This window comes from Actinomycetospora chiangmaiensis DSM 45062 (genome assembly GCF_000379625.1).
GTDB lineage: Bacteria > Actinomycetota > Actinomycetes > Mycobacteriales > Pseudonocardiaceae > Actinomycetospora > Actinomycetospora chiangmaiensis.
Window position 1 is genome coordinate 1 of record NZ_KB903231.1, and the last position, 26,662, is coordinate 26,662.

General features: G+C 74.4%; 29 protein-coding genes. 14 read left to right on the forward strand and 15 right to left on the reverse strand.

Annotation, left to right across the window (positions count from 1 at the left end; genetic code table 11):
• A partial coding sequence (locus A3CO_RS39540; RefSeq protein ID WP_018333279.1) for a lytic transglycosylase domain-containing protein occupies positions 1 to 1,638 on the reverse strand: 1,638 nt, incomplete at its 3' end.
• A 101-nt stretch (positions 1,639 to 1,739) separates the two neighbouring features.
• On the reverse strand, positions 1,740 to 2,081 hold the full coding sequence (locus tag A3CO_RS0116110) for a S26 family signal peptidase (RefSeq protein WP_026204670.1): 342 nt from the start codon (positions 2,079 to 2,081) through the stop codon (positions 1,740 to 1,742).
• 113 nt (positions 2,082 to 2,194) lie between these two features.
• On the opposite strand from A3CO_RS0116110, the gene sodN reads away from it, so the two are divergent.
• Positions 2,195 to 2,602: a superoxide dismutase, Ni gene (gene sodN, locus A3CO_RS0116115; protein WP_026204671.1), complete on the forward strand. Its 408-nt coding sequence runs from the start codon at positions 2,195 to 2,197 to the stop codon at positions 2,600 to 2,602.
• A gap of 65 nt (positions 2,603 to 2,667) precedes the next feature.
• Entirely contained in the window at positions 2,668 to 3,309 is a 642-nt protein-coding gene (locus A3CO_RS0116120) for a histidine phosphatase family protein (RefSeq protein WP_018333282.1), read from the forward strand.
• A gap of 34 nt (positions 3,310 to 3,343) precedes the next feature.
• On the opposite strand, the gene A3CO_RS35960 is transcribed toward A3CO_RS0116120, so the two are convergent.
• Positions 3,344 to 3,700: a hypothetical protein gene (locus tag A3CO_RS35960; RefSeq protein WP_157647638.1), complete on the reverse strand. Its 357-nt coding sequence runs from the start codon at positions 3,698 to 3,700 to the stop codon at positions 3,344 to 3,346.
• Between the two features lie 87 nt (positions 3,701 to 3,787).
• Between A3CO_RS35960 and A3CO_RS0116130 the strand changes: the two genes are divergently transcribed.
• Entirely contained in the window at positions 3,788 to 4,708 is a 921-nt protein-coding gene (locus A3CO_RS0116130; RefSeq protein WP_018333284.1) for a diacylglycerol/lipid kinase family protein, read from the forward strand.
• 612 nt (positions 4,709 to 5,320) lie between these two features.
• Entirely contained in the window at positions 5,321 to 5,569 is a 249-nt protein-coding gene (locus A3CO_RS0116135; RefSeq protein WP_018333285.1) for a WhiB family transcriptional regulator, read from the forward strand.
• A 287-nt stretch (positions 5,570 to 5,856) separates the two neighbouring features.
• On the opposite strand, the gene A3CO_RS0116140 is transcribed toward A3CO_RS0116135, so the two are convergent.
• Positions 5,857 to 7,338: a sensor histidine kinase gene (locus A3CO_RS0116140; protein ID WP_018333286.1), complete on the reverse strand. Its 1,482-nt coding sequence runs from the start codon at positions 7,336 to 7,338 to the stop codon at positions 5,857 to 5,859.
• Between the two features lie 54 nt (positions 7,339 to 7,392).
• On the opposite strand from A3CO_RS0116140, the gene A3CO_RS40405 reads away from it, so the two are divergent.
• Positions 7,393 to 7,467: a 50S ribosomal protein bL37 gene (locus tag A3CO_RS40405; protein ID WP_372460497.1), complete on the forward strand. Its 75-nt coding sequence runs from the start codon at positions 7,393 to 7,395 to the stop codon at positions 7,465 to 7,467.
• A 74-nt stretch (positions 7,468 to 7,541) separates the two neighbouring features.
• Here A3CO_RS40405 and rsrA read toward each other — a convergent pair whose 3' ends face one another.
• Positions 7,542 to 7,883: a mycothiol system anti-sigma-R factor gene (gene rsrA, locus A3CO_RS0116145; RefSeq protein WP_018333287.1), complete on the reverse strand. Its 342-nt coding sequence runs from the start codon at positions 7,881 to 7,883 to the stop codon at positions 7,542 to 7,544.
• Entirely contained in the window at positions 7,880 to 8,668 is a 789-nt protein-coding gene (locus tag A3CO_RS0116150) for a sigma-70 family RNA polymerase sigma factor (protein WP_018333288.1), read from the reverse strand. The genes rsrA and A3CO_RS0116150 overlap by 4 nt, the downstream gene beginning before the upstream one ends.
• A 114-nt stretch (positions 8,669 to 8,782) precedes the next feature.
• Here A3CO_RS0116150 and A3CO_RS0116155 point away from each other — a divergent pair, with 114 nt between their 5' ends.
• From A3CO_RS0116155 to A3CO_RS0116165, 3 genes are read left to right on the forward strand one after another with little or no spacing between them, the layout of a single operon-like run.
• Positions 8,783 to 9,268, forward strand: a complete 486-nt coding sequence (locus A3CO_RS0116155) for an aminoacyl-tRNA deacylase (RefSeq protein WP_018333289.1) — start codon at positions 8,783 to 8,785, stop codon at positions 9,266 to 9,268.
• Positions 9,269 to 9,308: 40 nt separating this feature from the next.
• Positions 9,309 to 9,881: a TetR family transcriptional regulator gene (locus tag A3CO_RS0116160; protein WP_018333290.1), complete on the forward strand. Its 573-nt coding sequence runs from the start codon at positions 9,309 to 9,311 to the stop codon at positions 9,879 to 9,881.
• A gap of 58 nt (positions 9,882 to 9,939) precedes the next feature.
• Positions 9,940 to 10,785 (forward strand): SCO4651 family lipoprotein, encoded by an 846-nt coding sequence (locus A3CO_RS0116165; protein WP_157647639.1) that lies wholly within the window; start codon positions 9,940 to 9,942, stop codon positions 10,783 to 10,785.
• A 9-nt stretch (positions 10,786 to 10,794) separates the two neighbouring features.
• On the opposite strand, the gene A3CO_RS0116170 is transcribed toward A3CO_RS0116165, so the two are convergent.
• Positions 10,795 to 11,451, reverse strand: coding sequence for an alpha/beta hydrolase family protein (locus A3CO_RS0116170; RefSeq protein WP_018333292.1), 657 nt, complete (start codon positions 11,449 to 11,451; stop codon positions 10,795 to 10,797).
• Entirely contained in the window at positions 11,448 to 12,218 is a 771-nt protein-coding gene (locus tag A3CO_RS0116175) for an SOS response-associated peptidase (RefSeq protein ID WP_018333293.1), read from the reverse strand. Before A3CO_RS0116175 ends, A3CO_RS0116170 begins: the two co-directional genes overlap by 4 nt.
• Positions 12,219 to 12,244: 26 nt before the next feature.
• Here A3CO_RS0116175 and aroA point away from each other — a divergent pair, with 26 nt between their 5' ends.
• Both aroA and rsgA read left to right on the forward strand, forming a co-directional pair.
• Positions 12,245 to 13,615 (forward strand): 3-phosphoshikimate 1-carboxyvinyltransferase, encoded by a 1,371-nt coding sequence (aroA, locus tag A3CO_RS0116180; protein ID WP_018333294.1) that lies wholly within the window; start codon positions 12,245 to 12,247, stop codon positions 13,613 to 13,615.
• Positions 13,612 to 14,628 carry a ribosome small subunit-dependent GTPase A gene (rsgA, locus tag A3CO_RS0116185; RefSeq protein ID WP_018333295.1) on the forward strand — a complete coding sequence of 339 codons (1,017 nt, stop codon included), beginning with the start codon at positions 13,612 to 13,614 and terminating at the stop codon, positions 14,626 to 14,628. Before aroA ends, rsgA begins: the two co-directional genes overlap by 4 nt.
• A gap of 64 nt (positions 14,629 to 14,692) precedes the next feature.
• Here rsgA and A3CO_RS0116190 read toward each other — a convergent pair whose 3' ends face one another.
• On the reverse strand, positions 14,693 to 15,157 hold the full coding sequence (locus A3CO_RS0116190; protein WP_018333296.1) for a DUF3237 domain-containing protein: 465 nt from the start codon (positions 15,155 to 15,157) through the stop codon (positions 14,693 to 14,695).
• Positions 15,154 to 15,663 carry a phenolic acid decarboxylase gene (locus A3CO_RS0116195; RefSeq protein WP_018333297.1) on the reverse strand — a complete coding sequence of 170 codons (510 nt, stop codon included), beginning with the start codon at positions 15,661 to 15,663 and terminating at the stop codon, positions 15,154 to 15,156. Before A3CO_RS0116195 ends, A3CO_RS0116190 begins: the two co-directional genes overlap by 4 nt.
• 236 nt (positions 15,664 to 15,899) lie before the next feature.
• Here A3CO_RS0116195 and A3CO_RS34985 point away from each other — a divergent pair, with 236 nt between their 5' ends.
• Positions 15,900 to 16,694 carry an SDR family NAD(P)-dependent oxidoreductase gene (locus A3CO_RS34985; protein ID WP_018333298.1) on the forward strand — a complete coding sequence of 265 codons (795 nt, stop codon included), beginning with the start codon at positions 15,900 to 15,902 and terminating at the stop codon, positions 16,692 to 16,694.
• A gap of 16 nt (positions 16,695 to 16,710) precedes the next feature.
• Positions 16,711 to 17,952 carry an FAD-binding domain-containing protein gene (locus A3CO_RS0116205; protein ID WP_018333299.1) on the forward strand — a complete coding sequence of 414 codons (1,242 nt, stop codon included), beginning with the start codon at positions 16,711 to 16,713 and terminating at the stop codon, positions 17,950 to 17,952.
• Positions 17,953 to 17,978: 26 nt separating this feature from the next.
• Here A3CO_RS0116205 and A3CO_RS0116210 read toward each other — a convergent pair whose 3' ends face one another.
• From A3CO_RS0116210 to A3CO_RS0116220, 3 genes are read right to left on the reverse strand one after another with little or no spacing between them, the layout of a single operon-like run.
• Positions 17,979 to 18,497, reverse strand: a complete 519-nt coding sequence (locus A3CO_RS0116210; protein ID WP_018333300.1) for a DUF6912 family protein — start codon at positions 18,495 to 18,497, stop codon at positions 17,979 to 17,981.
• A gap of 28 nt (positions 18,498 to 18,525) precedes the next feature.
• Positions 18,526 to 19,515 (reverse strand): patatin-like phospholipase family protein, encoded by a 990-nt coding sequence (locus A3CO_RS0116215; protein WP_018333301.1) that lies wholly within the window; start codon positions 19,513 to 19,515, stop codon positions 18,526 to 18,528.
• Positions 19,512 to 20,927: a WS/DGAT/MGAT family O-acyltransferase gene (locus A3CO_RS0116220; protein WP_018333302.1), complete on the reverse strand. Its 1,416-nt coding sequence runs from the start codon at positions 20,925 to 20,927 to the stop codon at positions 19,512 to 19,514. The genes A3CO_RS0116215 and A3CO_RS0116220 overlap by 4 nt, the downstream gene beginning before the upstream one ends.
• Before the next feature lie 54 nt (positions 20,928 to 20,981).
• Here A3CO_RS0116220 and A3CO_RS0116225 point away from each other — a divergent pair, with 54 nt between their 5' ends.
• Positions 20,982 to 21,761 carry a TrmH family RNA methyltransferase gene (locus A3CO_RS0116225; RefSeq protein ID WP_018333303.1) on the forward strand — a complete coding sequence of 260 codons (780 nt, stop codon included), beginning with the start codon at positions 20,982 to 20,984 and terminating at the stop codon, positions 21,759 to 21,761.
• Between the two features lie 100 nt (positions 21,762 to 21,861).
• The gene (locus A3CO_RS40045) at positions 21,862 to 22,491 is read left to right on the forward strand and encodes an Rv3235 family protein (RefSeq protein WP_018333304.1); all 630 of its coding nucleotides are present in this window, start codon (positions 21,862 to 21,864) and stop codon (positions 22,489 to 22,491) included.
• Positions 22,492 to 22,601: 110 nt separating this feature from the next.
• Here A3CO_RS40045 and secA read toward each other — a convergent pair whose 3' ends face one another.
• Complete coding sequence (gene secA, locus A3CO_RS0116235; RefSeq protein ID WP_018333305.1) at positions 22,602 to 25,757, reverse strand: preprotein translocase subunit SecA; 3,156 nt, start codon at positions 25,755 to 25,757, stop codon at positions 22,602 to 22,604.
• Positions 25,758 to 25,931: 174 nt separating this feature from the next.
• The gene (gene hpf, locus A3CO_RS0116240; protein WP_018333306.1) at positions 25,932 to 26,606 is read right to left on the reverse strand and encodes a ribosome hibernation-promoting factor, HPF/YfiA family; all 675 of its coding nucleotides are present in this window, start codon (positions 26,604 to 26,606) and stop codon (positions 25,932 to 25,934) included.
• Between the last annotated feature and the right edge of the window lie 56 nt (positions 26,607 to 26,662).

Below are 26,662 nucleotides of genomic sequence, written 5' to 3' on the forward strand. Positions count from 1 at the left end.
GGCGGTCGTCGCGGCGGTGAGGTCAGCGGCCGGCACGCCGAAGGCCGTGGCCACCGCGGCGGGCTCCGCAGTGCAGAGCGTGGCGACCGGGATGGTGGCGGCCTTCGACGTCGTGGTGGTGCTGGACGGCGGAGTGCTGGACGGCGGGGTGCTGGACGGCGGGGTGCTGGACGGCGGGGTGCTGGACGGCGGGGTGCTGGACGGCGGGGTGCTGGACGGCGGGGTGCTGGACGGCGGGGTCGACGACGGCGGGGTCGCCTTCGGCGGCGTGCTGGACGGCGGGGGGCTCGCCGGCGAGGGCGGCGCGGGCGGCTTCGGCGCCGCGGGTGGGACGACCGCGAACGGCGATGTCGGCGCGATGGACGAGCTGCCCGTCGGCGTCGGCGAGGTCGGCCCGGCGGACGAGCTACCGGTCGGCGTGGACGACGGCACCCCGACCGGCGGCGGCACCACGCCGCTCGACGGCGGCACCACGCCGCTCGGTGCGCCCGGGACGAGCCCCGGCAGCGACGGCAGGACACCCGACGGCACCACACCCGACGGCACCACACCCGACGACACCACACCCGACGACGGCGGCACCAGATCGCGCGGCGCACCCGGGACGAGCCCGGACGCCGTGAGCGGAGCGGACGACGGCGCCGGGACCCCGGGGGTCGACGGCACGGCGGGCAGGGGGCCGCCCGCGAGCAGCCCGGAACCGGACGGAGCGGGGCGCGCACCCGTCGTCGGGAAGGGGCCGGGGAGCGCGGCGAGCGTCGGGGAACCGGAGCCGGAGGCGAGGACCGGGTCGGGGATGCCGCCCGCCGTGTCGGGCACCGGCAGGGCGCCCGAGGCGTAGGCGTCCGCCCAGCGCAGCACGGTGGCGACGTAGGACTCGGAGTGGTTGTAGCGGAACACCGCGTCGTGGCGGCCGGAGGCGGTCGCGAGGTCGGTGCCGCCCGCGCAGAGGTAGCGGCCGGTGGCGAGGGCGGCGTCGAAGGCGTTGTCGGGGTCGGCGACACCGTCGCCGTTGCCGTCGGCGCCGTAGGTGCGCCAGCTCGACGGGATGAACTGGGTGGGGCCGACGGCCCGGTCCCAGACGGGGTCGTGGTCGAGCGCGCCGCCGTCGGTGTCGGTGATCGCGGCGTTGCCGCCCGCGCCGTCGAGTTGCGGACCGAGGATGGGCCGCTCGGTGGTGCCGTCGGGAGCGACGGCGCCGCCGTAGGCGTGGTCCGACTCGACCTTCCCGATCCCGGCGACGAGCGCCCAGGACAGGTGGCAGCCCGGCGCCGCCACCGCCATGTCGGCCTGCGAGTTCCGGTAGGCCGCGAGCATCGTCTCGGGCACGTCGGACCCGGACCCGCCGGTCGACGGCGACGGCTCCGCGGGCAGTGGCGCGGCCGGCGGCGCCTCGGGCAGCGGGGCGACCCCGGCGTCGGGCACCCGCCCGGTGGCGCCGACCTCGCTGGTGTCGACCGGGGGCAGCGGGAGGGCGGCGGACACGGGGTGCGCCCCGGCCCCGCCGAGGGCCCCGAGCAGGAGGGCGCCGCCGAGCACCCAGGTCAGCACCGCACGTCGCCGGGGCGATCGGGCGTCACCGGCCGCGACGGCCACCATCCACGACGAGCCGATCCACGGCCCCCGCTCGTCCCCCACCGACCACTCCCGTCACCGACGCCCCGTCGGAGGGACTGTCGTAGCGCGACACGCTGACGCTAACGGGTGCGGCCCGATCTCCCCCGATCGTGATCCGACCGTCATCGCCGGGGAAGACGGCCCGGGCGCGGCCAGAGGCGGTGGGTGACGACGGCGAGCGCCTCGGCCGGTCCGAGCGTGCGCGAGTCGGTCGACGCGAGGGCCGCGTCGCCGAGGGCGAACCAGCCCCCGTCGTCAGGAAGGGCGAGGCGCTTGACGGAGAGCTGGTCGGGCCGGGCGGGCCAGCGCACGAGGGCGACGTCCCCGGTGCGCGCCCGGCGGCGCGGCCACGTGAGGACGACGTCTCCGTCATGCAGCGTCGGCACCATCGAGCCGCCCCGGACGAGGACCCGCCGCGGTACCCCGCCGAGGAGGCCCGAAAACGCCGCTCGCAGACGCCTCACCAGCGCGAACACCTCGTGTCTCATCCCCTGCCCGGACGCCTCTCTCGGAGTAGGTTGGGCCGCGGTCGGAACGATCACCGTGAATCCCCGCGTGCGGGGAGATGGGAGGCGACATGGGACTGCTCGCGAGCATCCTCCGTCCGCGCCTGGAGGCCACCGCACACTGCGACCTCCCCTGCGGCGTGTACGACCCGGCTCAGGCCCGGATCGAGGCCGAGTCGGTCAAGATGATCCAGTCGAAGTACCAGGACTCCGACGACCCGGAGTTCAAGGAGCGTGCCATCCAGATCAAGGAGGAGCGCTCCGACCTGGTGAAGCACCACCTCTGGGTGCTGTGGACGGACTACTTCAAGCCGCCGCACTTCGAGAAGTACCCGCAGCTCCACGAGCTGTTCAACAAGGCCACGAAGGCGGCCGGCGCCACCGGGACCAAGGGCTCCACGGACCCGAAGACCGGTGACGAGCTGCTCGGCTACATCAGCGAGATCTCGGACATCTTCTGGGAGACCAAGAAGGGCTGAGGCCCGCGTGTCGGCGCGCCCGTCCCCGCTACGTCGGGGCGGGCGCGTCGTCGTGTCAGGAGGTAGTGGTGAGCGAGAGCCCGGTCGGCCGTCTCTACGTGCTGCGGCACGGCGAGACCGAGTGGTCGCGGTCCGGTCAGCACACCGGCCGCACCGACATCCCGCTCACCGCCCGCGGCGAGGAGCAGGCCCGCGTCGCCGGTGACCTGCTGCGCACGCTGCGCGGGGACGCCGAGCCCGGACCGCTGGTCTGGTGCAGCCCCCGCACCCGCGCCCGCGAGACGGCCCGGCTGGCCGGCCTCACGGTCGACGAGGTCCGCGAGGACCTGGGCGAGTGGGACTACGGCGACTACGAGGGCCGCACCACCCCCGACATCCGCACCGAGGACCCCGGCTGGACCGTCTGGTCGCACCCGGTCCCCCACGGTGAGACCCACGAGGCCATCGCGAAGCGCATCGACGGCGTCGTCGCCGACGCCGACCGCGAGCTCGCCACCCGGGACGTCATCCTCGTCGGGCACGGCCACGCCTCCCGCGTGCTCGTCGCCCGCTACCTGGGGCTGCCGCCGGCGGCCGGCGTCGGCTTCGCCTTCGACCCGGCCTCGGTCACGGTGCTCGGCCACGAGCGCGGCGCGCACCGCATCGACCTGCTCAACGTGCCGGGCGGCCTCGTCGAGGCCCCGCCCCCGCCGGCCGACCGGCACTGATCCTCCCCGTCCCGACGACGGGTGGTCCGGTCCGCTACTGCTCGGCCCAGTCCCGGCCGGCCCGGGTGAGCACCCCGGCCAGGACCCCGGCGCAGACGACCGCGAGCGGCACCCCGAGGTCCGGGCGGCCGGAGGTCACGCCCGCGTAGAAGGCGACGCCGAGCCCGATCAGCTGCGCGACCACCACCGGGCCGCGCGCACCGCGAGCGCCCCGGGCGAGGGCGATCCCGGCGGCACCGATCCCGAGGCCCAGCAGGAGCACGAACGCCCACACCTGGGGCGTCCCCTCCACCGCGAGCAGCACGGCGCCCGTCACGAACAGCGCGACGCCCTCCCCCGCACAGACCAGTGCCGCCACCACGACGGAGCGAGGCGGGGAGGTCGACAGCACGTCCTCCACCCTAGGCGCCGTCGACGTGAGCGATCCGTGCCCCACGCCCGGCCCAACCACGGAGGGTGCGGGGCTACGGTGAGTGCCGTGCGCGCCCTGCTCGTGGCCAATCCCTCGGCCACCACCACCACGGCAGCGGGCCGCGACGTCATCGCCCACGCCCTCGCGAGCGAGCTCAAGCTCGAGGTGGTCGCGACCCGCTACCGAGGCCACGCCGCCGAGCTCGCGTCCCGGGCCGCCGACGAGGGCGTCGACCTCGTGGTGGTCCTCGGCGGCGACGGCACCGTGAACGAGGCCCTCAACGGGCTGCTCGTGAACGGTCCCCACGAGCGGGTGCCCGCCCTCGGCGTGGTGCCCGGCGGCTCGGCGAACGTCTTCGCGCGCGCCCTCGGCGCCCCGCGCGACCCTCTGGAGGCGACGCACCAGCTCCTCGGGGCGCTCGCGACCGGTCGCAGCCGCACCGTCGGGCTCGGGAAGGCCGACGAGCGCTGGTTCAGCTTCAACGCGGGCCTCGGGTGGGACGCCGACGTCATCGCCGCGATGGAGCGGGCGCGGGGCGACGGTCAGGAGGTCACGCCCACCCGGTACGTCAACACCGCGATCCGGCGGTGGGCGCGGGCCCGGGCCAACCCCCCGACGCTCACCCTCGAGATCCCCGGTGAGGAACCGATCGAGGGCACGAAGATGGCGATCGTCTCGAACACCGACCCGTGGACCTACCTCGGCGGCAACGCGGTGCGCACCAACCCGGGCTGCTCCTTCGAGTCCGGACTCGGCTTCTTCGCCATGCGCAACCTCGGCCTGCCGACGATCGCGCGCACCGTCCGCCAGATCCTGCGGCCCGGCGGCTTCCGCGGCCTGTCCTCGGTGGTCCGCCGCGACGACGTCTCCGCCCTGCGGATCACCTCGGAGGAACCCGTCAACCTCCAGGTCGACGGCGACCACCTCGGGCGGCGCAGCGACGTCGAGTTCGTGGCCGTCCCCGAGGCGCTGCGGGTCGTCGTCTAGCGCCACGCCGTCCAGCAGTCGTGAGCCGCGTCACCTTCAGTCCGGCGGGCGTGGACCGTCAGCCGACGAACGGCGGCTTGATCCGGCCTTCGGGGGACCTCGGAGGCCCCGATCCGGCCCGCGAACAGGGCGCGGCTGAGCATAGCGACCGCTCGTCGTCGTCCGACGCCCGGGTCGACGACTCGTCGTGTCGCGTTTTCCGCTCGTCGCAGTGACGGGGCCGTCACGGTCCGCCGATATCCACTCACCGCCCGCGCAAGCCCGTCGAGCCGCTTGGGACTCGATCCAGACGCGTTCCTCCTGCAGATTCTTGGTCATCCCCCGCGAGTGCCGGGCAGGAATGCGAGAGCAGAACTGCGCGGCCGGTCCCCGGGAGCCGGTGAGAGATCACCGGAATCCGGAGGGCACGGGAGGCGGACACCACCAGGTGCCGGCCGGCGGCAAGGACGCTGCAGGTCGGAGACCGGAGGGGTCGGACCTCCCCGCACATACGAGAACGGTACCGAGGACCGGCGAGAGTCGGTCCGTGGGATTCCGCCCCGATCGGAATCGCCCACGACCACCCAACGCGGTGCGAACCCCGAGTCGCACCCAGCTGAGGAGACCAGCACGATGGACTGGCGGAACGACGCTGCTTGCCGCGACGAGGACCCGGAACTGTTCTTCCCGATCGGGACGAGCGGCCCCGCGCTCACGCAGATCTCTCAGGCGAAGGCCGTGTGCCGCCGCTGCCCGGCGATGTCCGAGTGCCTGACCTGGGCCCTCGAGTCCGGCCAGGACGCCGGCGTCTGGGGCGGTGCCAGCGAGGACGAGCGCCGCGCCATGAAGCGTTACGGCGTGCGCATGGACGTCCAGGCCTGATCCGGCCTCCCCGGGGACGGACGCTCGCTCCCCACGCGTCCGCCCCCTCGTTCTGAGCGAAGGGCCCCTCCGGTCGATCCTCTCGACCGGAGGGGCCCTTCGCTCGTTCCGGGGCCACCCCCAGGCGTGAGGGGAACCCTCGTGCCACAAGAGCGCTCGGATCCTCCCCTCGCGGACGGCGCAGCAACCCGTCGCGTCCGCGAGAGTGACGTGGGGCAGGTTCCGAGACGCCCCGACCTGCCCGACGTCACCCTCGCCAGCGGCCCACCGGGCGCGAGGGCACGACCTCAGCGGCCCGTGAGCGGGATCCGCAGCTCGGCGCGGGTGCCGCCGGCCGGGTCCGGGCGCAGCGACAGGGTGCCGCCGAGCTCGGAGTCGACGAGCGTGCGCACGATCTGCAGGCCGAGGCCCGGCGCGCGCTCGAGCGAGAACGTGTCCGGCAGGCCGCGCCCGTCGTCGACGACCTCGATCTGCAGCCGACTCGCGGTGCGGGTGGCGACGATGCGGACGGAACCGGTCGTCCCCTCACCGAAGCCGTGCTCCAGCGCGTTCGACACCAGCTCGGTGACCACCAGCACGAGCGGGGTGGCCATGACCGCCGGCAGCACCCCGGCCCGGCCCTCCCGCGCCATCGACACCCCGGCGCCGGGCCGGACGAGGTCGTTCATCATCGGCAGCACGCCGGCGAGCACCTCGTCGATGTCCACCCGCTCGTCGACCGACGCCGCGAGCGACTCGTGCACCAGTGCGATCGACGCGACCCGGCGCATCGACTCGTTCAGTGCCGACCGGGCCTCCTCGTGCCGGGTCCGGCGGGCCTGCAGACGCAGCAGGGCGGCGACGGTCTGCAGGTTGTTCTTCACGCGGTGGTGGATCTCGCGGATCGTGGCGTCCTTGCTCATCAGGGCCCGGTCGCGGCGCCGCACCTCGGTGACGTCCCGGACCAGCACCAACGCCCCGCTGGGCACGCCCCGTGGGCGCAGCGGCAGCGCGCGCAGCACCGCCGTCGCCCCGCGGCTCTCGAGCTCGGTGCGCGCCGACGGGGTGCCGGCGAGCGCGTCGCGGAGCACGGAGACCGCCTCGGCGCCCTCGAACGGGTCGGCGGAGACCCGTCGGGCGACGGCCGGCAGGTCGGCGCCGACCAGCTCGTCGGCCCACCCGAGCCGGTGGAAGGCCGAGGCGGCGTTGGGGCTCGCGTAGAGCACCGTGCCGGCCGCGCTCACCCGCACCAGGCCGTCGCCAACCCGGGGTGAGGAGCGGCCCTCGTCGACCCCCTCCGCCGTCGGGAAGGTCCCGTCGGCGATCATCTGGCAGAGGTCACCGGCCACCGCGAGGTAGGAGATCTCCAGGGTGGACGGGACCCGGGGGGCGGCGAGGTTCGTGTCCCGCCCGAGCACGGCGATGACCCGCCCGCCGTAGCCCACCGGCACGACCTCCCGGCGGATCGACCGCCCGCGGTGCCAGCGCGGCTGCTCCTCCCGGCGCATCGTGGTGTCGGCGAGCGCGCGGACCAGCTGCGGGTGCTGGGCGGCGGTCGCGGTGCCGCCGACCATGTCGTCGGGGTGGGCGGTCGGCGCGGTCGTCGGGCGGCTGTGGGCGACGCAGACGAACGAGGGCGCCTCGGCCTCGGTCACCGGCACCCACAGCATGAAGTCGGCGAACGACAGGTCGGAGAGAAGCTGCCACTCCGAGGCGAGCCGTTGCAGGTGCGCGACCTCGTCGCCGGAGAGCGACGTGTGCGTGGCGAGCAGGAAGCTCAACGTGCTCACCGGCTCATCCAACCATCGGCGAGGGCCGGCGGGGGCGCGTGGGAGAATCGCCTCATGTCGAAGCGTGCACGTCAGAAGCGGGACCGCAAGAAGAAGGGCTCGAACCACGGCAAGCGTCCCAACAGCTGACGCGGTGTCGTCCCCAGGGAACGACGAAGGGCCCCCGGATCACTCCGGGGGCTCTTCGCTCGTCTCGGGGGTGCTCAGCCTCGGTATCGCGTCTCGACGCGGGTCGAGTTCACCTCGACCACCGTGCCGGACGCGGTCCGCTCCACGCTGACCTGCGCCTGCTCGAGCACCGTCGCGCGGATCCGCTCCCGCAGCTTCTGGTGCAGGGTGTCCGGCGCGCGCTCCCCGCCGCAGGTGCGGGCCAGCAGCGTCTTGACCTTCTCCTCGAGGCCGTAGCGCGCCAGGCACGGCCCGCACTCCTCGAGGTGGCGTCGCAGCTGCGCGTCCCGCTCCGCGTCGCACTCGTGGTCGAGCAGGAGCCAGACCTCCGCGAGGACCTCCTCGCAGTCGGTCTCGTGGTGATTGCCGCAGCTCATGCCTCGCTCACCCCGTCCCTGATGAACCCGCGGTCGCGCGCGGTGTCGGTCAGTGCCTCCCGGAGCTGCCGGCGGCCGCGGTGCAACCGCGACATCACGGTGCCGATCGGCGTCCCCATGATCTCGGCGATCTCCTTGTAGGCGAAGCCCTCGACGTCGGCGAGGTAGACCGCCATCCGGAAGTCGTCGGGCAGGGCCTGCAGTGCCTCACGGATGTCGGTGTCCGGCAGCCGGTCCAGCGCCTCGGCCTCGGCGCTCGGCAGCCCCGCCGACGAGTGCTCGGCCGACTGCGACAGCTGGTAGTCGGTGATCTCGTCGGTCGAGTTCTGCTGCGGCTGCCGCTGCTTCTTGCGGTACGTGTTGATGTAGGAGTTCGTGAGGATGCGGTAGAGCCACGCCTTCAGGTTCGTCCCGGGCCGGAACGACGTGAAGGACGAGTAGGCCTTGAGGACCGTCTCCTGGACCAGGTCCTCCGCGTCCGGCGGGTTGCGGGTCATCCGCATCGCGGCCGCGTAGAGCTGGTCGACCATCGGCATGACGTCGCGCTCGAAGCGTTCGGCCCGTTCCGCGACGGTCTCGGTCTCCAGGTCGGCGGGAGTGGACCCGCCCTGCTGCACGTCGGTCGACGGATCGACCTCCGTCTGCTCGACCGCCTCGGACACCGCACTCCCTTCGCGCCACCGCTCGACGATGGCGTCGGATCGCGGGGAGGTTACCCCGGTGGGCGTGCGGACACCCCCCTCGTCGGGGATGAGGAGCCGGATCGGCGTCCGGTCCATCGTCATGGCTGGCATGTCCGTCCCAACACGACCAATCCGTCGCGTGTTCCCCGGCCCGCCAGGCCCGGCCGTCGTCCGGCGGCCGGTCATCCGCTTCCCCCACGGCCCTAGGCTGCCGCCGTGGCCAAGCGATCCGCCGCCGGAACCCCGGCACTCGCCCTGCTCGCGAAGGCCGGCATCACCGTGTCGACCCACGCCTACGAGGCGCCCGGCGTCGCCGCGTACGGCACCGAGGCCGCCGACGCCCTCGGCCTGGACCACGCCCGCGTGTTCAAGACGCTCGTGGCCGAGGTGGACGGGTCCCCCGTGCTCGCGATGGTGCCTGTGTCCGGGTCGCTCGACCTCAAGGCGCTGGCGGCCGCACGCGGCGGCAAGAAGGCGGTGATGGCCGACGTCGCGGTGGCCGAGCGGCTCACCGGGTCCGTGGCGGGCGGCATCTCCCCGCTCGGCTCGCGCACCCGGCTGCCGGTGGTCGTCGACGAGTCCGCCCTGCGGTTCGACACCGTCTTCTGCAGTGCCGGGAAGCGCGGCCTGCAGATGGAGCTCGCACCGGGGGACCTCGTCACGACGGCGGGTGCGACGACCGCCGCCGTCGCCGGCGGCTGACCCCGCCCCACCTGACCGACCGGTTGGTTACGATCCCGGAATGCCGAAGGACGGGAGCGCGACGCGGCGGCGCCTGCTCGACGCGGCCACCGCGGAGTTCTCGGCGCGGGGGATCGCCGGCGCCCGGGTCGACCGGATCGCCGCGGCCGCCGGGGCGAACAAGGCCCAGATCTACGCATGGTTCGACTCGAAGGACGGGCTGTTCGACGCCGTCTTCCGCGAGCACCTCGCCCTCATCGTCGACCTCGTGCCGTTCGACGCGCGGGACCTCCCCGGCTACGCGGTGCGGCTCTACGACGCCTACCTGGAGCAGCCCGCCGTCATCCTGCTCGCCGTGTGGGCGCGGCTCGAACGCGTGCCCACCGGCGACCTGCTGACCGACGTCACCGACGAGGTGGAGCGCAAGCACGCCGCCGTCCGCGCGGCGCAGGCCGAGGGACTGGTCGACCCCGCGATCGACGCCGCGGACGTCTACTCGCTGGTCATCGCCCTCTCCATGACGTGGTCGCCGGCCGCGACCGTGATCGCCGCCGCGCCCGGGGACCCGCCGCAGGACCACACCCGTCGTCGGGAAGCCCTGGCGCGGGCGGTGCGGGGCGCGCTCGGCGCGTGATCACGTTCGGGGGGCGCGGCCGGGGCGGTCGACCGTCCGACATCGGACCGACGGTGTAATGGCACTTATGCGCGTGTTCGTCGTCGTCCTCGTGCTCCTGGGCGTGCTGTCCGGGTGTGCCTCGCTCGGGCTCGGGCGGGACGACACCGCGGCCGGCCAGGCGGCCCGCCCCGGGGCGCGGGGCGACGCCGGCGAGGCCGAGTCGATCCGGACGGCGGCCCGCGCGACCGCCGCCGCCGACGGCGCCACGGTCCAGGTCCGCTCCAGCGGCCCGGCCCGGGACCGGTCGATCACGACGACGGGCTCGGGCGTCGTCGACTTCCGCGGCCGGACCTCGTCGACGGCGCTGCGGATCAGCGACCTCGGCCGGGTCGATGCGCTCGCCGTCGGGCGGACCGCTTTCGGCGCCCTGCCCCCGCGGGCCATCAACGACATCTCCCGCGGTCGGCAGTGGGTGTCGGTCGAGCTGGACGGCGTGGACACGGGCCTGTTCGCCGACACCGTGATCCAGCTCGGCTCCGGCATCACCGGGAACCCCGCCGACCTCACGACGACCCTGCTCGCGATCCGTGACGACGTCGTGATGGTCGGGCCGGAGACGATCGACGAGGTACCGACGGTCCACCTGCGCGGCGACGTCGACCTCGCCGCCCTGCGCGCGCTCGCGCCGGAGCTCGGTCCGGTGGTGGACCGGCTGCGGACCGGGGTCGGGCTCACGACGCTGCCCGTCGACGTCTGGCTCGACACCGAGGGGAAGGTCCGCCAGGTGAGCGAGACCGTCGTCCCCGGTCAGGCCACGACCACGGTGACGTTCACCGACCTGCTCCCCCAGGCCACCGTCGTCGCGCCGCCCGCCGAGATGGTGCGCGACCTGTTCAAGGAGCTCCGCGCCCGGGCGGGCTGACGACGCCGCTCAGGTCAGCACGAGTCCGTCCCGCAGCGGCGGGAAGAAGCGGGCGATCCACGGCTCGACGGCCGCGCGGACCGGGCCCTGCGCCCGCAGCGAGTGATCGCCCCGCACGGTCACGACCTCACGGTGCCCGGCCACGGGCGGGACGCCGAACCGGTCGCGGTCACCGGACACCGCGAGCACCGGGATGCCGGCCTCGTCGACCGCGTCGATCTCGGGCGAGCGGTCGGGGCGGGTGCCGTCCTTGCGCGCCGGGGCGAGCAGGGGGAACGCGAGGGCGAGGACACCGACGGGACGCTTCGCCGCGCGCACCGCGCCGCGGCACGCCACCCGGGCACCCGACGACCGGCCGCCGTGGACCTGGTCCTGGTCGGGGAAGCGGGCGGTGAGCGCGGCGAGGACGGCGGCCCAGGCGTCGTCGAGCTGGGTGGCCGGCGGCGGGGCCTTGCGCCCGGCCACCCGGTAGGGCTGCAGGACCCGGGCGACGGCGATCGGCACCGGGGCGCTCGAGGCCGCCGCGAGCAGGTCCGGCGCCTCGATCCCGCCGCCCGCCCCGTGCCCGAGCACGAGCAGGCCACCGCAGTAGCTCGCGTGCTCGAGGTGCACGACCGCGGGGCCGTGCGGGGTCGGGACCTCGAACTCCTCGCGCGTAACGATCACGAGGGATTGACGGCTTCCAGGTCGAGGCCCTGCTGCTCGGGCTCCTCGTGGGCCTCCTCGACCAGCTCCGCGCCGTGGTTGCGCACGTTGTTGACCTTCGAGGACACCTGGCGCATCCCGATCGCGGCGAGGACCTCCTCGGAGGGGGCGAGGAGGTCGGTGACGTCGTCGCGGTCCGGGTCGAGCCAGGCCTGCCACCGGTCGCGCGGCAGCACCAGCGGCATGCGGTGGTGGATCTCGGTGAGCTGCCCGGCCGCGGCCGTCGTCACGACCGTCGTGGAGATCAGCGGCGCCTCACGATCCCCGCTGCCCTTCGCCGGCCGCCAGGTCTCCCACAGCCCGGCCAGGGCGAGCGACCCGCCGTCGTCGGAGGACATGAAGTACGGGGTCTTGCGCGTGCCGTCGCGCAGCCACTCGTACCAGCCGGCCGCCGGGATGAGGCAGCGCCGGGACGCGGCCGCGCGGCGGAACGCGGGCTTCTCGGTGAGCGACTCGGCCCGCGCGTTGATCATCCGGTTCCCGACCGCGACGTCCTTCGCCCAGGACGGCACCAGTCCCCACCGCATGGCGCGCAGCGAGCGCTCCACCCGCGACGGGTCGGGGGTCCCGTCGTCGTCGCGGGGGTGGCGATCGACGACGGCCGGGACCGTCAGGGTCGGCGCGACGTTGTACTCCGGGCCGATCGCCTCGCCGCCGGTCTCGTCGCGCGCGTCGAACTCCTCGGCCAGGTCGGCCGGGTCCTTGGCCAGGGCGTAACGACCGCACATGCCCCCGATCCTGACAGACTGAGGGCGTGCAGAGCCCCTGGAGCGCCCCGACGGCCGACGGTCCCGTGCAGGGCACGGTCGCCGTCCCCGGATCGAAGTCGATCACCAACCGGGCCCTGCTCCTCGCCGCCCTCGCCACCGACGGCGTCACCCGCACCGTCGCCGGGGCCGCCCGCTCGCGTGACACCACGCTCATGGTCGACGGGCTGGCGGCGATGGGCGTCGGCACCGAGGTGGCCCCCGGGCGCGACGGCACGCTCGACGTCACCGTCACCGGGCCCGGGCACCTGCGGGGCGGACGGGTCGACTGCGGGCTGGCCGGGACCGTGATGCGGTTCCTCCCGCCCGCGGCCGCGCTGGCCGACGGACCGGTCGAGTTCGACGGCGACCCGCACGCCCGTACCCGCCCGATGGGCGGCGTCCTCGAGGGGCTGCGCGGGCTCGGCGTCGCCCTGGAGCCCGCCGACGCGGACCGGCTGCCGTTCACCGTGCTCGGACGCGGGGGCGTCCGCGGCGGGGCGGTCACGGTCGACGCCTCGGCGTCCTCCCAGTTCGTCTCGGGCCTGCTGCTCTCCGGCGCCCGGTACGACGACGGGCTCGCGGTCACCTCCTCGACGCCGGTCCCGTCGCTCCCCCACGTCGACATGACGGTGACGATGCTGCGCCTCGCGGGCGTCACCGTGACCACTGAGGACTCCCGCTGGTCGGTGTCGGCCGGCCCCGTGGCGCCGGACCCGATGTTCGTCGTGGAACCCGACCTCTCGGGGGCCGCCGTGTACCTGGCCGCCGCGATGATCACCGGTGGTCGGGTGACGGTCGCGGGCTGGCCGGAGCGGCGACCCGCGGCGAACCCGGAGCGGCACACACAGTCGCGCCACGACCTGCCCGACCTGCAGCCGCTCGGGGCCGTGCGCCGCGCGCTGGAGGCGTTCGGGGCGACGGTGTCCGAGGGGCCGGACGGCCTGACCGTGCAGGGTCCCGACCGGCTCGCCGGCGTCGACGTCGACCTCGGCGAGATCGGCGAGCTGACCCCGACGGTCACCGCGCTCGCCGTCGTCGCCTCGCTCGGCGGGCGGGCCTCGCGGCTGCGCGGGGTCGCCCACATCCGGGGCCACGAGACCGACCGGCTCGCCGCGCTGGCCGCCGAGGCCGCCGCGATCGGCGCGCGGGTCACCGAGACCGAGGACGGTCTCGAGGTGCATCCGCCGTCGGGAAGGCTCCGCCCGACCCGCCCGTGGGGCGCCTACGCCGACCACCGCATGGCGACGGCGGGCGCGCTGCTCGGTCTCGTCGTGCCGGGGCTCGGGATCGACGACGTGGCCGCGACGGGCAAGACCCTGCCGGACTTCGCGGACGACTGGTCGGCCCTGGTGCGCGGGGCGGTGGCCGCTCGGTGAGCCCGCGCAGCGCCGCCGGGCGGTACGACGAGAGCGACGTCCGGATTCGTCCCGGCAAGGGCACCCGGCCGCGCTCCAAGCGCCGCCCGGACCACGCGGACGCGCGGACCGCGATGGTCGTCGGGGTCGATCGCGGGCGCTGGACCTGCGCGCCGGACGACGAGCCGACCGCGCGGGTGATCGCGATGCGGGCCCGCGAACTGGGGCGCACGCCGGTGGTCGTGGGCGACCACGTCGACCTCGTCGGCGACACCTCCGGCACCGAGGACACGCTCGCCCGCATCGTGCGTGTCGCCGAGCGGACGAGCGTCCTGCGCCGCACCGCGGACGACACCGACCCCTACGAGCGGGTGGTCGTCGCGAACGCCGACCAGCTCGTCATCGTCACCGCGCTCGCCGACCCGGTCCCCCGCACCGGCTTCGTCGACCGGTGCCTCGTCGCGGCCTACGCCGGCGGCCTCGACCCCGTGCTCTGCCTGACGAAGGCCGACCTCGCCGACCCCGGTCCCTTCGCCGCCGAGTACGCCGAGCTGGACCTGCCCGTCGTCGTGACCCGCTCCGACGAGGACCCCGCCGCGCTGCGCGAGCTGCTGCACGACGAGGTGTCGGCGCTGATCGGGCACTCCGGGGTCGGGAAGTCGACGCTGGTCAACGCCCTGGTCCCGGACGCGGCACGGGCGGTGGGCGTGGTCAGCGGGGTCGGGAAGGGCCGCCACACCTCGACCTCCGCGGTCGCCCTCGGCCTGCCCGACGGCGGGTGGGTCGTCGACACCCCGGGCGTGCGCTCCTTCGGGCTCGCGCACATCTCCCCCGACGACGTCGTCGCCGCCTTCGGTGACCTCGCCGCCGCCGTCGAGGACTGCCCGCGCGGGTGCTCGCACCTCGGCCCGCCCGCCGACCCGGAGTGCGCGCTGGACCCGCTCGTCGAGTCCGGCGCCCTGTCGGCCGGGCGCCTGGAGGCGCTGCGCCGGGTGCTCACCGCGCTGCGCACGCCCGCCTGGGAGGTCGGCTGATGATCAGCGGACCATCAGCGCGGTCGCGGGCGGCCTGCGGGCCCGGTGAGGGTCCGCTCGACCGCTAGGTCACCACGTACGCGTCGTAGACGACCTGCGACGCCCGACGCGCCGCCACGGCCACCGTCAGGACCCGCGTCATGCAGGCGTAGCGCGGCGCGGACGTCTCGAACGTCGCGTGCACCCGGAAGTAGTACGACGACGGGTCGGGTTCCTCGCCGCGCGCGAGCGCGGCCAGGACCTCCGGCGGACCGGCGCGGACCCCCGCGGTCCGGACGTACACGTCGGCGCCGTCGTCGGAGCGCAGCAGGTAGCGGGTGTCGATCGTGATGGCGCCGTCGGCCTGGATCGCCTGCCAGTCGGCGCCACCCGGCACGACGATGCCGGAGAAGCGCTCCCCGGTCACCCGGCCGCCGACGATCGGCACGATCCGCCGGTGGCCGGCGTCGGTCACGCCGAGGTCGACCGGGGCGTCGAGCTCGACCTCGACGTGGGCGAGGAACTCGAGCCCGGGCGTCGGCAGCGTCATGCGCGGGACCGCTCGCCGCCCGCGGTGTCCGGGGTCGAGCTCCGCTGCGCTGCGTCTCCGGGAGGCTCGGAGATGACCGACTCGTCGTCGGGACCCGGGTCCTCGAGCAGCGTGATCTCGCTGTCCTCGTCGATCACCTCGATCGGGTAGGTCGGGCCGGCCTCACGGCGACGGACCATCTCGTCGAGGTGGTCGTTCTGGAAGCAGACCGTGGCCCGCGGGTCGTCGACGACCCAGCGCGGGAAGAAGATCGTGCCGTGGGTGACCCGGTGCTCGAGGTCGGCCACGATCGACACGCTCGTGCCGGTGGGCTCCGTCCAGTGCACCGTGTGGACGTTCTCCCGCAGCCGGGAGACGTAGGCGTGCTGGTCGCGCACCCACCGGCCGCCGACCAGCCCGGAGTGGATGCGGTAGTCGACCGTCGTGTCGTTCTTGACGTACAGCTCGTACTCCCAGCCGTTGGCGTAGGTGTAGATCAGTCGCTTCCCGACGATGGTGTCGCTCACGGAGATCGTGTACCCGCTGCGGGCGGGCCGAGAGTGCTAGGTTGGAAACCAACCGGATGGTTACTCTCGCGTGGAGGCACGATGGGCATCACCACGACGTTCGACGCTCGGAGCACCGCCCTGGAGGTGGTCGAGGGCGTCGACCTGACCGGCCGCACCGCGGTGGTGACGGGCGCCGCGTCGGGGATCGGGGTGGAAACGGCCCGCGCCCTCGCCGCGGCGGGGGCGACGGTGACGTGGCCGCGCGCTCGGTCGAGGCGGCGGAGCGGACCGTCGACGACATCCGGTCGACCACCGGGAATGCGCAGGTGCACGCCGCGCCGCTGGACCTCACCGACCTCGACTCGGTCCGCGCCTTCGTCGACGCCTGGACCGGGCCGCTGCACGTCCTCGTGAACAACGCCGGCGTGATGGACACCCCCGAGACGCACACCGCGTACGGCTGGGAGCTGCAGTTCGCGACGAACCACCTCGGGCACATGGCGCTCACCCTCGGCCTGCACGCCGCCCTCGCGGCGGCCGGTGACGCGCGGGTCGTCGTGGTGTCCTCCAGCGGGCACGGCAGGTCGCCCGTCGTGTTCGACGACCTGTTCTTCGAGCGGCGCCCCTACGACCCCGGCCTCGCCTACGGCCAGTCCAAGGCCGCGAACGTGCTGTTCGCGGTCGAGCTGACCCGTCGTTGGGCCGACGACGGGATCACCGCGAACGCGCTCATGCCCGGCGGCATCTGGACCGGGCTGCAGAAGCACTGGGACCCGGCGGTGATCGAGGAGCTGTCGGTGGCGGCCGCCGACATCATGAAGACCCCGGAGCAGGGCGCGGCCACGTCGGTGCTGCTCGCGACGTCGCCGCAGCTCGCGGGTGTGGGCGGGCGCTACTTCGAGGACTGCCACGAGGCGGAGGTCGTCGAGGAGATCCGGGGCGGCATCCACGGCGTGAAGGCGTACGCGCTGGACCCCGGGGCCGCCCGGCGCCTCTGGGACGTCTCGCTGGCGCTGCTGGAGAAGGCCGGATGGGACATCGGGCGCTGAGCGGGTACGCAGCCGTGTGCAGCTGCCCGTCCCGGACACCGGACCCGACGCCGCCGTCGACTTCGTCACCGAGCACCTCGGCGACCTGACCTGCGACACCCCGGCCGCGTCCGGCGCGTTCCGCGGCGGGCAGACCGCGGCCGACATCGCCCTCGGGTCGCTCGACGTCACGAACTACGCGCGCCGCCGCAACGACGTCTGGCCGCCCGAGCGTCGCGGGGCATCGCGGATGTCGCCGTGGATCCGGCACGGGCTGCTCTCGCTGCCAGCGCTGTGGGAGCACGTCGCCGACGCCCCGCAGCGCGACCGCACCAAGTACCGCGACGAGCTGGCCTGGCAGGAGTACGCCCGCCACGTGTACGCCCGCGTCGGTCCGGCCCTCGGCGACGACCTGCGCGCCCGGCCGCCGCGACCGCCCGAGACCTGGGACGACCCGTGGCCGCGCGACATGAACTGCATGGACGCGAACCTCACCGAGCTGCACGACGACGGGTGGCTGGTCAACCAGACGCGCATGTGGCTCTCCAGCCAGTGGACGGTGCGGGCCGGGGCGCAGTGGCGCGACGGGGAGGACGCGTTCTTCACCCACCTCCTCGACGGCTCCCGCGCGGCGAACCGGATGGGCTGGCAGTGGACGGTCGGCACCGGGACGGGCAAGGCCTACGGCTTCTCGCGCAACCAGGTGGAGAAGCGCGCGCCGAAGCTCTGCGCGGAGTGCGCCCTCAACGCCGACTGCCCGGTGCAGGACTGGCCGCCCGACCAGCGCACCGAGCGGATCGAACCGCCGTCGGCGTTGCGGTCCGACCCCGACCCGGAGGCGACCGGCGGCCCGTCGTCGGCGCCCTCGGAGGTCCCCGACGTCGAGGCGGTCTGGCTGACCGCGGAGTCGCTCGGCGACGACGACCCGGCGCTCGTGGCGCACCCCGACGCCCCCGCCGTCTTCGTCTTCGACGAGCCGCTGCTCGCCCGCCTGCGGCTCTCGGGCAAGCGGCTGGTCTTCCTGACGGAGACGCTGGCCGACCTCGCCACCCGGCGTCCGGTCGAGCTCTACCGCGGGCGCGTCCCCGACGAGCTGTCCGGACGGCGGGTCGCGGTCACCTTCGCGCCCGTGCCGGGGTTCCGCTCCCGGTCGACGGCGATCGACCCCGCCGTCGTGCACCCGTGGCCGTGGCTCTTCCGGCCCCGCGGTGGGCGGCTGCAGAGCTACACCGCCTGGCGCAAGGGGATGCCGCAGCGGCCGGACGGCGTGGCCGGCTGACCGTCGACACGCCGGGCTCCCCGCCTTCACCCGCCGTCGGGAACGTCCAGCTCCAGCACGAACGGCAGCTCCTGGACGCCGTACCAGGCCAGGTCGTGGTCCTCGGCGTCGCCGAGGGCGAGCTCGGCGTCCTCGTCGCCGAGGTCGGCGGCGTCGATGACCGCGGCGGCGCGGCGGACGGCGTCGGCCGCGTCGGCGAGGTCGAGGTGGATCGAGGCGAGCTTCGTGGACGGGATCGGCCCGGCGACCCGGACCACCGCCGCGTCGAGGTCCGGGCGCGCGGTCACGTCGTCGACGTCGGCGGCGACCACCGCCCGGCGGGCGGGCGTCTCCGGGTCGTCGGCGAGCTCGGTGGCCAGCAGCCGCAGCGAGGCACGGGCGGCCTCGGTCATCGCGACGTACTCCAGCTCCTCCTCGTCGCCGGCGAGGTAGGACTCGCGCAGCGCCGGGGTCAGCGCGAACGCGGTCCCCGAGAGCGGCTGGACGTGCCCGTCGGCCAGGAGCCGGCGCAGCCCGGCCACCGTGGTCGGGACGTAGACCCTCACCCGTCGCTCCGCTCGCCCTGGCAAACCCTCACGTGTCCCGGTCCTTCCGGGACCACCACTGCGCGGTCGTGCGCAGGGCGGTCGGCACCACGTCCGCCTGGCGGCGGGCGTCCATGACGTTCCAACCCATCACCGCGCGCTCCTCGGGTCCCGGCGCGTGCGAGGTGACCCGCAGGCCGGCCTCGCGGAGCCGGGCGATCTCCCGGGCACTGCGGCCCCCGACCATCCCACGGAACAACCCGTCCGCCGCACCCCCCACCCCCGAGAGGCGGACGCGGCCGCGCCGGGCGAGCGGCACGAGCACCAGCGCCTCGTCGAGGTCGGGCATGTCGGGGCCGAGCAGCAGGTCGGCCGAGGTCGCCGAGCACACCCCGCCGTCGACGTAGCGGCGACCGCCGATGCGCACCGGCTCGAACCAGCCGGGCACGGCGCAGGACGCGCTGGCGGCCTCCGCGCACGACGCCGGCGGCGCGCCCTGGCGGCCGAACGGTACGCGGGCGCCGCTGTCGTAGTCGGTGGCGACGATGCGCAGTTCCGGCGCGGTGGGCGGCGCGGGCCACGTCTCGGGCGCGAAGGACGAGACGAGGCGGATCACGCCGCTCGTGTCGGCCCGCCCGACCGGCAGCAGCGCCGAGGCGACCGCCATCGGCGGGAAGCGGCGGGGGTGCCGCGCGACCTCGCGGAGCAGCCGCACCGAGCCCGGCCCCACCCGCGGCATCGGCGGCAACCCGCCCCGCGCCCCGCGTCGACGGGGCTTCCCACCCGACGTCGGGGTCTCCCGCGGCTCGAGCAGGTGCTTGACCAGATCGTCGGCGCCCACCCCGCTGGCCAGCGCGGACGCGACGATCGACCCGGCGGACGTCCCGATGATCACGTCGGCGTCGCGGGCGTCGTGACCGGTGTGCTGCTGCCAGGTCGACAGCGCCGCCACCGTCCACGCGTAGCCCAGCGACCCGCCGGTGCCGAGGACGATGCCGCGGCGCGACGGGGTGCGGGCGGGCCGGGCGGGCGGGGTCATCGCGGCACCGTGGCGACGAGCTCGGCCAGCGCCTCCGTCACGAGGTCACCGAACTCGTCGACGTCGGCCATCGAGTCCCGGTCGGCGTTGAAGCCGTAGAACACACCGCCGTCGTAGGAGGTCAGCCCCACCGCCAGGGACTGGCCCTTCGCCAGCGGCACCACGGGGTACATCTCGAGCATCCGCGCGCCGCCGGCGTAGAGCGGGTGCTGCGGCCCGGGCACGTTCGAGACGACGACGTTGAACAGCCGCCGCGACAGGCCGCTCGCCGCGCGGGCGCCCAACGCGTGCAGCGTGGGCGGCGCGAAGCCGCCGACGCGCACCAGCGCGTTCGCCCCGACCGACTGCCCGGACTGCTTGTGCTCGCGCATCGCGTGCGCCACGTGGTGCATCCGCAGCACCGGGTTGGGCTCGCCGACGGGCAGGTCCACCAGGTACGACGCGATCCGGTTGCCGAGCAGGCCGCCACCACTGATCGCCCCGGTCGCCGCCGCCTCGCCGCGCACCGAGAGCGGCACCATCGCCCGCATCGTCGTCGACGGGGTCACCGAGGCGCCGCGGGAGAGCAGCCAGTTGCGCATCGCGCCGGAGATGACGGTGAGGACGACGTCGTTGATCGTGCCGCCGTGGGCGCGCCGGACGGCGCGGTAGTCCTCGAGCTCGGTCCGGGCGTGGGCGAACCGCCGCTGGGTGGAGATCGGCACGTTGAGCGGGCTGGTCGGGGCCGGGCGCACGGCGGTGCGGACCGCGGAGAGCAGCCCGCCCGCGACGCCCGCGACCTTCGTGACGGTGTCGGCGGCGTCGCGCACCGCCGCGTGCGCGGCCTCGACGGCGTTGCCGGGCCGGGCGACGGCCTCGCCGACCGCGTCGAGCACGAGCTTCCAGGGCGGCGGCTCGGGCCGGGCCACCCAGTCGTCCTCCGGCTCGTCGCGGCCGTCGGGCGAGTCGTCGAGCACGACCTGGCTGATGTCGATCGAGGCGATCCCGTCGACCATCGCCTGGTGGGTCTTCGACACGATCGCCACTCGACCGCCGGACAGGCCGTCGACCAGGTACATCTCCCACAGCGGCCGGGTGTGGTCGAGCGGGCGCGACATGAGCCGCGCGACCAGCTCGTTCAGGGCCCGGTCGGTGCCCGGGCCGGGCAGCGCGGAGCGCCGTACGTGGTAGGTCACGTCGAAGTCGGCGTCGTCGACCCAGACCGGGCGGGCGACGCCGTACGGGATCTGCTTGATCTTCTGGCGGTACCGCGGCACCAGGCCGATCCGCCCGGAGATGAGCTCGACGAGCCGCTCGTAGTCGAAGCCGGACCGTGGCTTGCGGAAGACGGCGACGCTGCCGACGTGCATCGGCGTCGTCGGTTGGTCCATGTAGAGGAACGAGGCGTCCAGGGCCGTGAGGCGGTCCGGCATGACCTCGATCCTCGCACGACGGCGGGTGAGACCCGTCTGACACAGTGGTCGCCGATGTCACCCGCACCGCCCGCCGACGAGGTCTCCCCCAAGGACCGCTTCGTGACGGTCTACGGCCGCAAGCCGGTGCTCGAGGCCCTGACCGACCCGGCCCTGGAGGTCGACAAGGTCGTGCTCGCCGAGGGCGCCGACCAGCGGGCCGTGCGCCCGATCCTCGAGGCCGCCCGCGCACGCGGGGTGCGGGTGACGCGGGCCTCGGCGCAGCGGGTCAAGGTGCTCGCCGGCAACGGCCGGCAGGACCAGGGCGTCATCGCCGACGTCGTCGCCCCCGGGATGCGGACCGTCGAACGGTTCCTCGCCGCGCTCGGCCCGGAGGCGCCCGCGCGGGTGCTCGTCCTCGACGGGCTCACCAACCCGGCGAACGTGGGCATGATCCTGCGCTCCGCCACCGCCGCCGGGCTGGAGGGCGTGCTGCTCCCCCGCCGGGGCCTGCCGTCGATCGACCCGCTGGTGGTCAAGGCGTCGGCCGGGGTCGCCTTCCACGCCCCGGTGCTGCGGGCCGGGACCGCCGCGGTCGGGTTGGCGGCCCTCGCCGAGGCGGGGTTCGTCCTGCTCGGCCTGGACGGCGGCGGGGCGGTGTCCCTGTTCGACGCCGAACTCGCCCCCCGCACCGCCGTCGTGGTCGGCGGGGAGACCGACGGCCTCACCGACGAGGTGCGCGGCGAACTGCACGGCACCGTGGCGATCCCGATGGCGGGCGGCGTGGAGTCGCTCAACGCGGCGTGCGCGGCGACGCTCGCGTGCTTCGAGCTGACCCGGCGCCGTACCCCCTGACGAGATCATCCAAACCGCCCACGCCTGCTGATCCTTCCTTCTAGGGTCGGAACCGCCGCGGGGCCGGAGCCGCCGCGGGGGCGCAGCGGGAGGACACGGCATGAGCGTCGCGGCACACGACCCGGCACCGACGTCGGCAGGCCCCGGGCCCGCCCTAGGGACCGTCGAGGTCACGACACCCGGCGTCCGGCCGCGGGCCGGGCGGGTCTGCGTCGCGCCACGCCTCGCACGCCGGATGGACCGTCGCCCGGCGCCGCGACTCCGACGGCTGCCCGCCCCGGTGCCCGTGCCCGAGGCCCCGCCGGAGACCCCGGCCCCGGACCTCACCACCCCGGCCTGGGACGCCGCCCTGGCGGCCTCCCGGTCGCAGGTCGGGCCCGTCGCGCTGCGGGTGCTGTCGGCCGTCGCGGAGGTGCTCGACGGCCGCCGGCCGGTCGGCCACCTCGAGGGGGTGTGCCCGGCCGAGGTGCTCGACCGGCTGACGGCGCTGGTGCCGTCCACCCGGCGCCCCCGGGCGAGCCGGGTGCAGGGGCTGCGGCTGTGCGCCCTGGTCACGGCCGGTCCGGAGCCGGTCCCCGCCGTCGAGGTCGCGGCGGCGGTGTGCCGTCCGGCCCGGCCCGACCGGACACCCGGCGCGCGTCGACCGGCCGACGACCGGGCTCGCGCGGTGGCCGCCCGCTTCGAGCTGCACGACGGCGCCTGGCGGCTGGTCGAGCTCGTCGTCGGCTGATCCGGGGCACCGGTCCGTCCTGGAACGCCTCGACGGCCACAGAGGTGCGACGAGGGAGCCCCCACGCACCTCCGGGTGCGTGGGGACTCCCTCGGGCGCCGTGGGGTCGATCAGCTCCGCGCCGGTGCCCCGTGGCACTGCTTGTACTTGCGGCCCGACCCGCAGGGGCACGGCGCGTTGCGCGACGGCGTCTCCGCACGGCGGGCCTGCTGCGGGTTGCCGCCCGCGTGCCGGCCGGTGGGGCGCCCGCCGCCGGCTGCCGCGCGGCCGTCCTCGTCGGGACCCGAGTAGTTGAGCTGCTGCGGGCGGTGCCCGCCGAGCCCCGCACCTCGGAAGGCGTCGGGCACCGGGCCGCCGTTCAGCTGCGACATGGCCGGTCCCGCGGCGGTCGGCTGCGTCGCCGGGTCGACCGACGGCGGGGCCTGGCGGCCCTGGCGCCCGGTGGGCACCCGGCCCGCACGCCCGGTGGGCACCGGGGCGACGGGCGGCTGCGGGCCGCTCGGCTGGGACGGCCGGTCGACCGGGGCCTGGGGACGTCCCGCCGCCGGGATGGCGGTGGTCGGCGTCGAGCGCGGGTCCGGGGGGACCATGCGCGGCGGGCCGGCGGGACGGCCCGGCGCCGGACCGACCGGCCGCGTGGGGGCTGAGACCGGCGCGGCACCCGCCGTCGAGAGCCGGCGTCCGTCCTGCGGCGGCTCGGGGGTGATCGCGGGTTGCATGGCGGTGTCGGTGTTCGGGTTCGCCCCCGGCACCGCGTCGATCGGCGGCATCTCCTCGACCTGGATCGTCAGGTTGAACAGGAAGCCGACCGACTCCTCCTTGATGCCCTCCATCATCGAGGAGAACATCTCGAAGCCCTCGCGCTTGTACTCGATCTTCGGGTCGCGCTGCGCCATCGCGCGCAGCCCGATGCCCTGCTTGAGGTAGTCCATCTCGTACAGGTGCTCGCGCCACTTGCGGTCGAGCACGGAGAGGATCACCTGCCGCTCGAGCTCGCGCATCCCGCCCTCGGGCACGATCGCGTCGATCTCGGCCTCGCGGCGGCGGTACGCCTCGAGCGCGTCCTCGGTGAGGATCTCCAGGAGGAGGTCCCGGTCGATGTCGTCGTGCTCCTCGGCCACGTCCTCCCAGTTCACGGAGACGGGGTAGAGCTGACGGAGGCCCTCCCAGAGCTTCTCGAGGTCCCAGTCCTCGCTGTAGCCCTCGGAGGTCGCGCCGTCGACGTAGGCGGTGACGACGTCGACGATCATGTTCTGGATCTGCTCGGACAGGTTCTCGCCGTCGAGCACGCGGTGGCGCTCGTCGTAGATCACCGTCCGCTGCTGGTTCATGACCTCGTCGTACTCGAGGATGTCCTTGCGGATCTCGAAGTTCTGCTGCTCGACCTGGGTCTGCGCGCTCCGGATCGCCCGCGAGACCATCTTGGCCTCGATCGGCATGTCCTCCGGCAGGTTGAACCGCGTCATGATCGTCTCGACCATGGCGCCGTTGAACCGGCGCATCAGCTCGTCGCCGAGCGAGAGGTAGAAGCGGGACTCGCCGGGGTCGCCCTGGCGGCCGGCGCGCCCGCGGAGCTGGTTGTCGATGCGGCGGGACTCGTGGCGCTCGGTGCCGAGGACGTAGAGACCACCGGCCTTCTTGACCTCCTCGCCCTCGCGGCGCACCTCGTCCTTGACGCGGGCCAGGGTGTCGTCCCAGGCCGCCTCGTACTCCTCGCGCGTCTCGACCGGGTCGAGCCCCTTGGCGCGCAGCTCGAGGTCGGCGATGAAGTCGGGGTTGCCGCCGAGCACGATGTCGGTCCCTCGACCGGCCATGTTCGTCGCGACCGTGACGGCGCGACGCCGCCCGGCCTGGGCGATGATCCCGGCCTCCTGCTCGTGGAACTTGGCGTTCAGCACCGAGTGCTCGACGCCGCGCTGCGCGAGCAGCCTCGCGAGGTACTCGGAGCGCTCGACGCTCGTGGTGCCGATCAGCACCGGCTGGCCGCGCTCGTAGTGCTCGGCGATGTCGTCGGCCACGGCCTCGAACTTCGCCGCCTCGGTCTTGTAGACCAGGTCGGGCTGGTCGACGCGCTGCGGGGGCCGGTTCGTCGGGATCGGCACGACGCCGAGCTTGTAGGTCTTGGAGAGCTCGGCGGCCTCGGTCTGGGCCGTACCGGTCATCCCGGAGAGCTTCTCGTAGAGGCGGAAGTAGTTCTGCAGCGTGATCGTCGCGAGGGTCTGGTTCTCCTGCTTGATCTCGACGCCTTCCTTCGCCTCGATCGCCTGGTGCAGGCCCTCGTTGTAGCGGCGGCCGGCGAGCACGCGGCCGGTGAACTCGTCGACGATCAGGACCTCGCCGTCGCGGACGATGTAGTCCTTGTCCTTGAGGAAGAGCTCCTTGACCTTGATCGCGTTGTTCAGGTAGCCGACCAGCGGGGTGTTCGCGGCCTCGTAGAGGTTCTCGATGCCGAGCTGGTCCTCGATGAACGAGACGCCGTCCTCGGTGACCCCGACGGTCTTCTTCCGCTCGTCGACCTCGTAGTGCACGTCCTTGGTCATCTTCGGCGCCAGGCGGGCGAACTCGGAGTACCAGCGGGCGCTCTGCTCCGCCGGGCCGGAGATGATCAGCGGGGTGCGGGCCTCGTCGATGAGGATCGAGTCGACCTCGTCGACGATCGCGAAGACGTGGCCGCGCTGCACGCACTCGGTCTTCGACCACGCCATGTTGTCGCGCAGGTAGTCGAACCCGAACTCGTTGTTGGTGCCGTAGGTGATGTCGGCCTTGTAGGCCTCGCGGCGCTCCTCGGGCGGCATCTCCGAGTAGATCGCGCCGACGGACAGGCCGAGGAAGCGGTGGACGCGGCCCATCCACTCGGAGTCGCGGCGGGCGAGGTAGTCGTTCGTCGTGACGACGTGGACGCCGTCGCCGGTGATCCCGTTCAGGTAGGCGGGCAGCGTGGACACCAGCGTCTTGCCCTCACCGGTGCGCATCTCGGCGACGTTGCCCAGGTGCAGCGCGGCGCCGCCCATGAGCTGCACGCGGTAGTGGTACTGGCCGAGGGTGCGGCGGGCGCCCTCGCGGACGACCGCGAACGCCTCGCCCAGCATGTCGTCGAGCGACTCGCCGCCCGCGTAGCGCTCGCGGAACTCCTCGGTCTTCCCGCGCAGCTCGGCGTCGGAGAGCGCCGCGATCTCGTCGGCGAAGGTGTCGACGTAGTCCGCGATGGCTCCGAGGCGCTTGACCGTCCTCGCCTCGCCGGCCCGCAGCAGTCGGTTCAGCACCACGATGGGTGACCTCGCTCGTCCTCGTCGTCGTCGGCCCGCGTCCGGCGCACTCGCGCAGAGTGCGTGGGCGCACACCCCATGGTAAGCGCGCGCCGCGGGGCGGTCCGGGGCCCGGTCGTCGCACGACCGGACCCCGGGACCCCTGCCGACCGTCCGACGGCGGTCGGCCCGGACTCAGACGAGGTGGATCACGCCGTAGTCGTAGCCGTGGCGTCGGTACACCACGCTCGGCCGTCCGGTGGCCTTGTCGGAGAACAGGAAGAAGTCGTGCCCCACCAGTTCCATCTGGGAGAGGGCGTCGTCCACGGTCATCGGGACGGCCTCGTGTTCCTTCACGCGGGCGATCCGGCCGGGGCCGTCACCGTCGACGGCACGGCCGAACCGGTCGTCGAGGGCCTCGCGCGCGGCGGGGACGCCGCCGGCGGGTTCGGTCTCGTCCGTGGCCTCCCGCAGGGGGTCGGGGAGGGACTCGTCGAGCTCGGCGCCGGTGGTCGGCAGCTCCTCGCCCGGGCCGCCGGCCCCGACGGCCACCTTGCGACGCGCGTTGCGGTGCACGCGACGGTCGTGGGAGCGGCGCATGCGCTCCTCGAGGCGGCCGATGGCGAGGTCGAGCGCGGAGTAGAAGTCGCCGGCGCTGGCGACGGCGCGGACGACGGGGCCGCGTCCGCGGCCCGTGATCTCGACGCTCTGGCAGGTCTTGGTCTGACGCGGGTTGTTCTCGTGCGAGAGCTCGACGGACATCCGGATGACCTTGTGGTCATAGCGTCCGAGTCGGGCCAGCTTCTCGGTCGTGTGGTCACGGAAATGCTCCGGGACCTCGACGTTGCGGCCACAGATGACGATCTCCACATCAACTCCCGGGGTGGTGACGAAAGCGCCGCCATCCGGCCGAGCAGGCCCGTGGC

Bases quoted from the DNA above. Each gene is read 5' to 3' on its own strand.
- rsrA (WP_018333287.1), bottom strand. From the start codon at position 7,883: ATGAGCTGCGGCAATCACCACGAGACCGACTGCGAGGAGGTCCTCGCG.
- A3CO_RS40045 (WP_018333304.1), top strand. From the start codon at position 21,862: ATGAGCGTCGCGGCACACGACCCGGCACCGACGTCGGCAGGCCCCGGG.
- sodN (WP_026204671.1), top strand. From the start codon at position 2,195: ATGGGACTGCTCGCGAGCATCCTCCGTCCGCGCCTGGAGGCCACCGCA.
- A3CO_RS0116160 (WP_018333290.1), top strand. From the start codon at position 9,309: ATGCCGAAGGACGGGAGCGCGACGCGGCGGCGCCTGCTCGACGCGGCC.
- A3CO_RS0116220 (WP_018333302.1), bottom strand. From the start codon at position 20,927: ATGCCGGACCGCCTCACGGCCCTGGACGCCTCGTTCCTCTACATGGAC.
- A3CO_RS0116175 (WP_018333293.1), bottom strand. From the start codon at position 12,218: ATGTGCGGTCGTTACGCCCTGGCCAAGGACCCGGCCGACCTGGCCGAG.
- A3CO_RS0116190 (WP_018333296.1), bottom strand. From the start codon at position 15,157: ATGACGCTGCCGACGCCCGGGCTCGAGTTCCTCGCCCACGTCGAGGTC.
- A3CO_RS0116150 (WP_018333288.1), bottom strand. From the start codon at position 8,668: ATGACGATGGACCGGACGCCGATCCGGCTCCTCATCCCCGACGAGGGG.
- A3CO_RS0116215 (WP_018333301.1), bottom strand. From the start codon at position 19,515: ATGACCCCGCCCGCCCGGCCCGCCCGCACCCCGTCGCGCCGCGGCATC.
- A3CO_RS0116225 (WP_018333303.1), top strand. From the start codon at position 20,982: ATGTCACCCGCACCGCCCGCCGACGAGGTCTCCCCCAAGGACCGCTTC.
- A3CO_RS0116165 (WP_157647639.1), top strand. From the start codon at position 9,940: ATGGCACTTATGCGCGTGTTCGTCGTCGTCCTCGTGCTCCTGGGCGTG.
- A3CO_RS0116135 (WP_018333285.1), top strand. From the start codon at position 5,321: ATGGACTGGCGGAACGACGCTGCTTGCCGCGACGAGGACCCGGAACTG.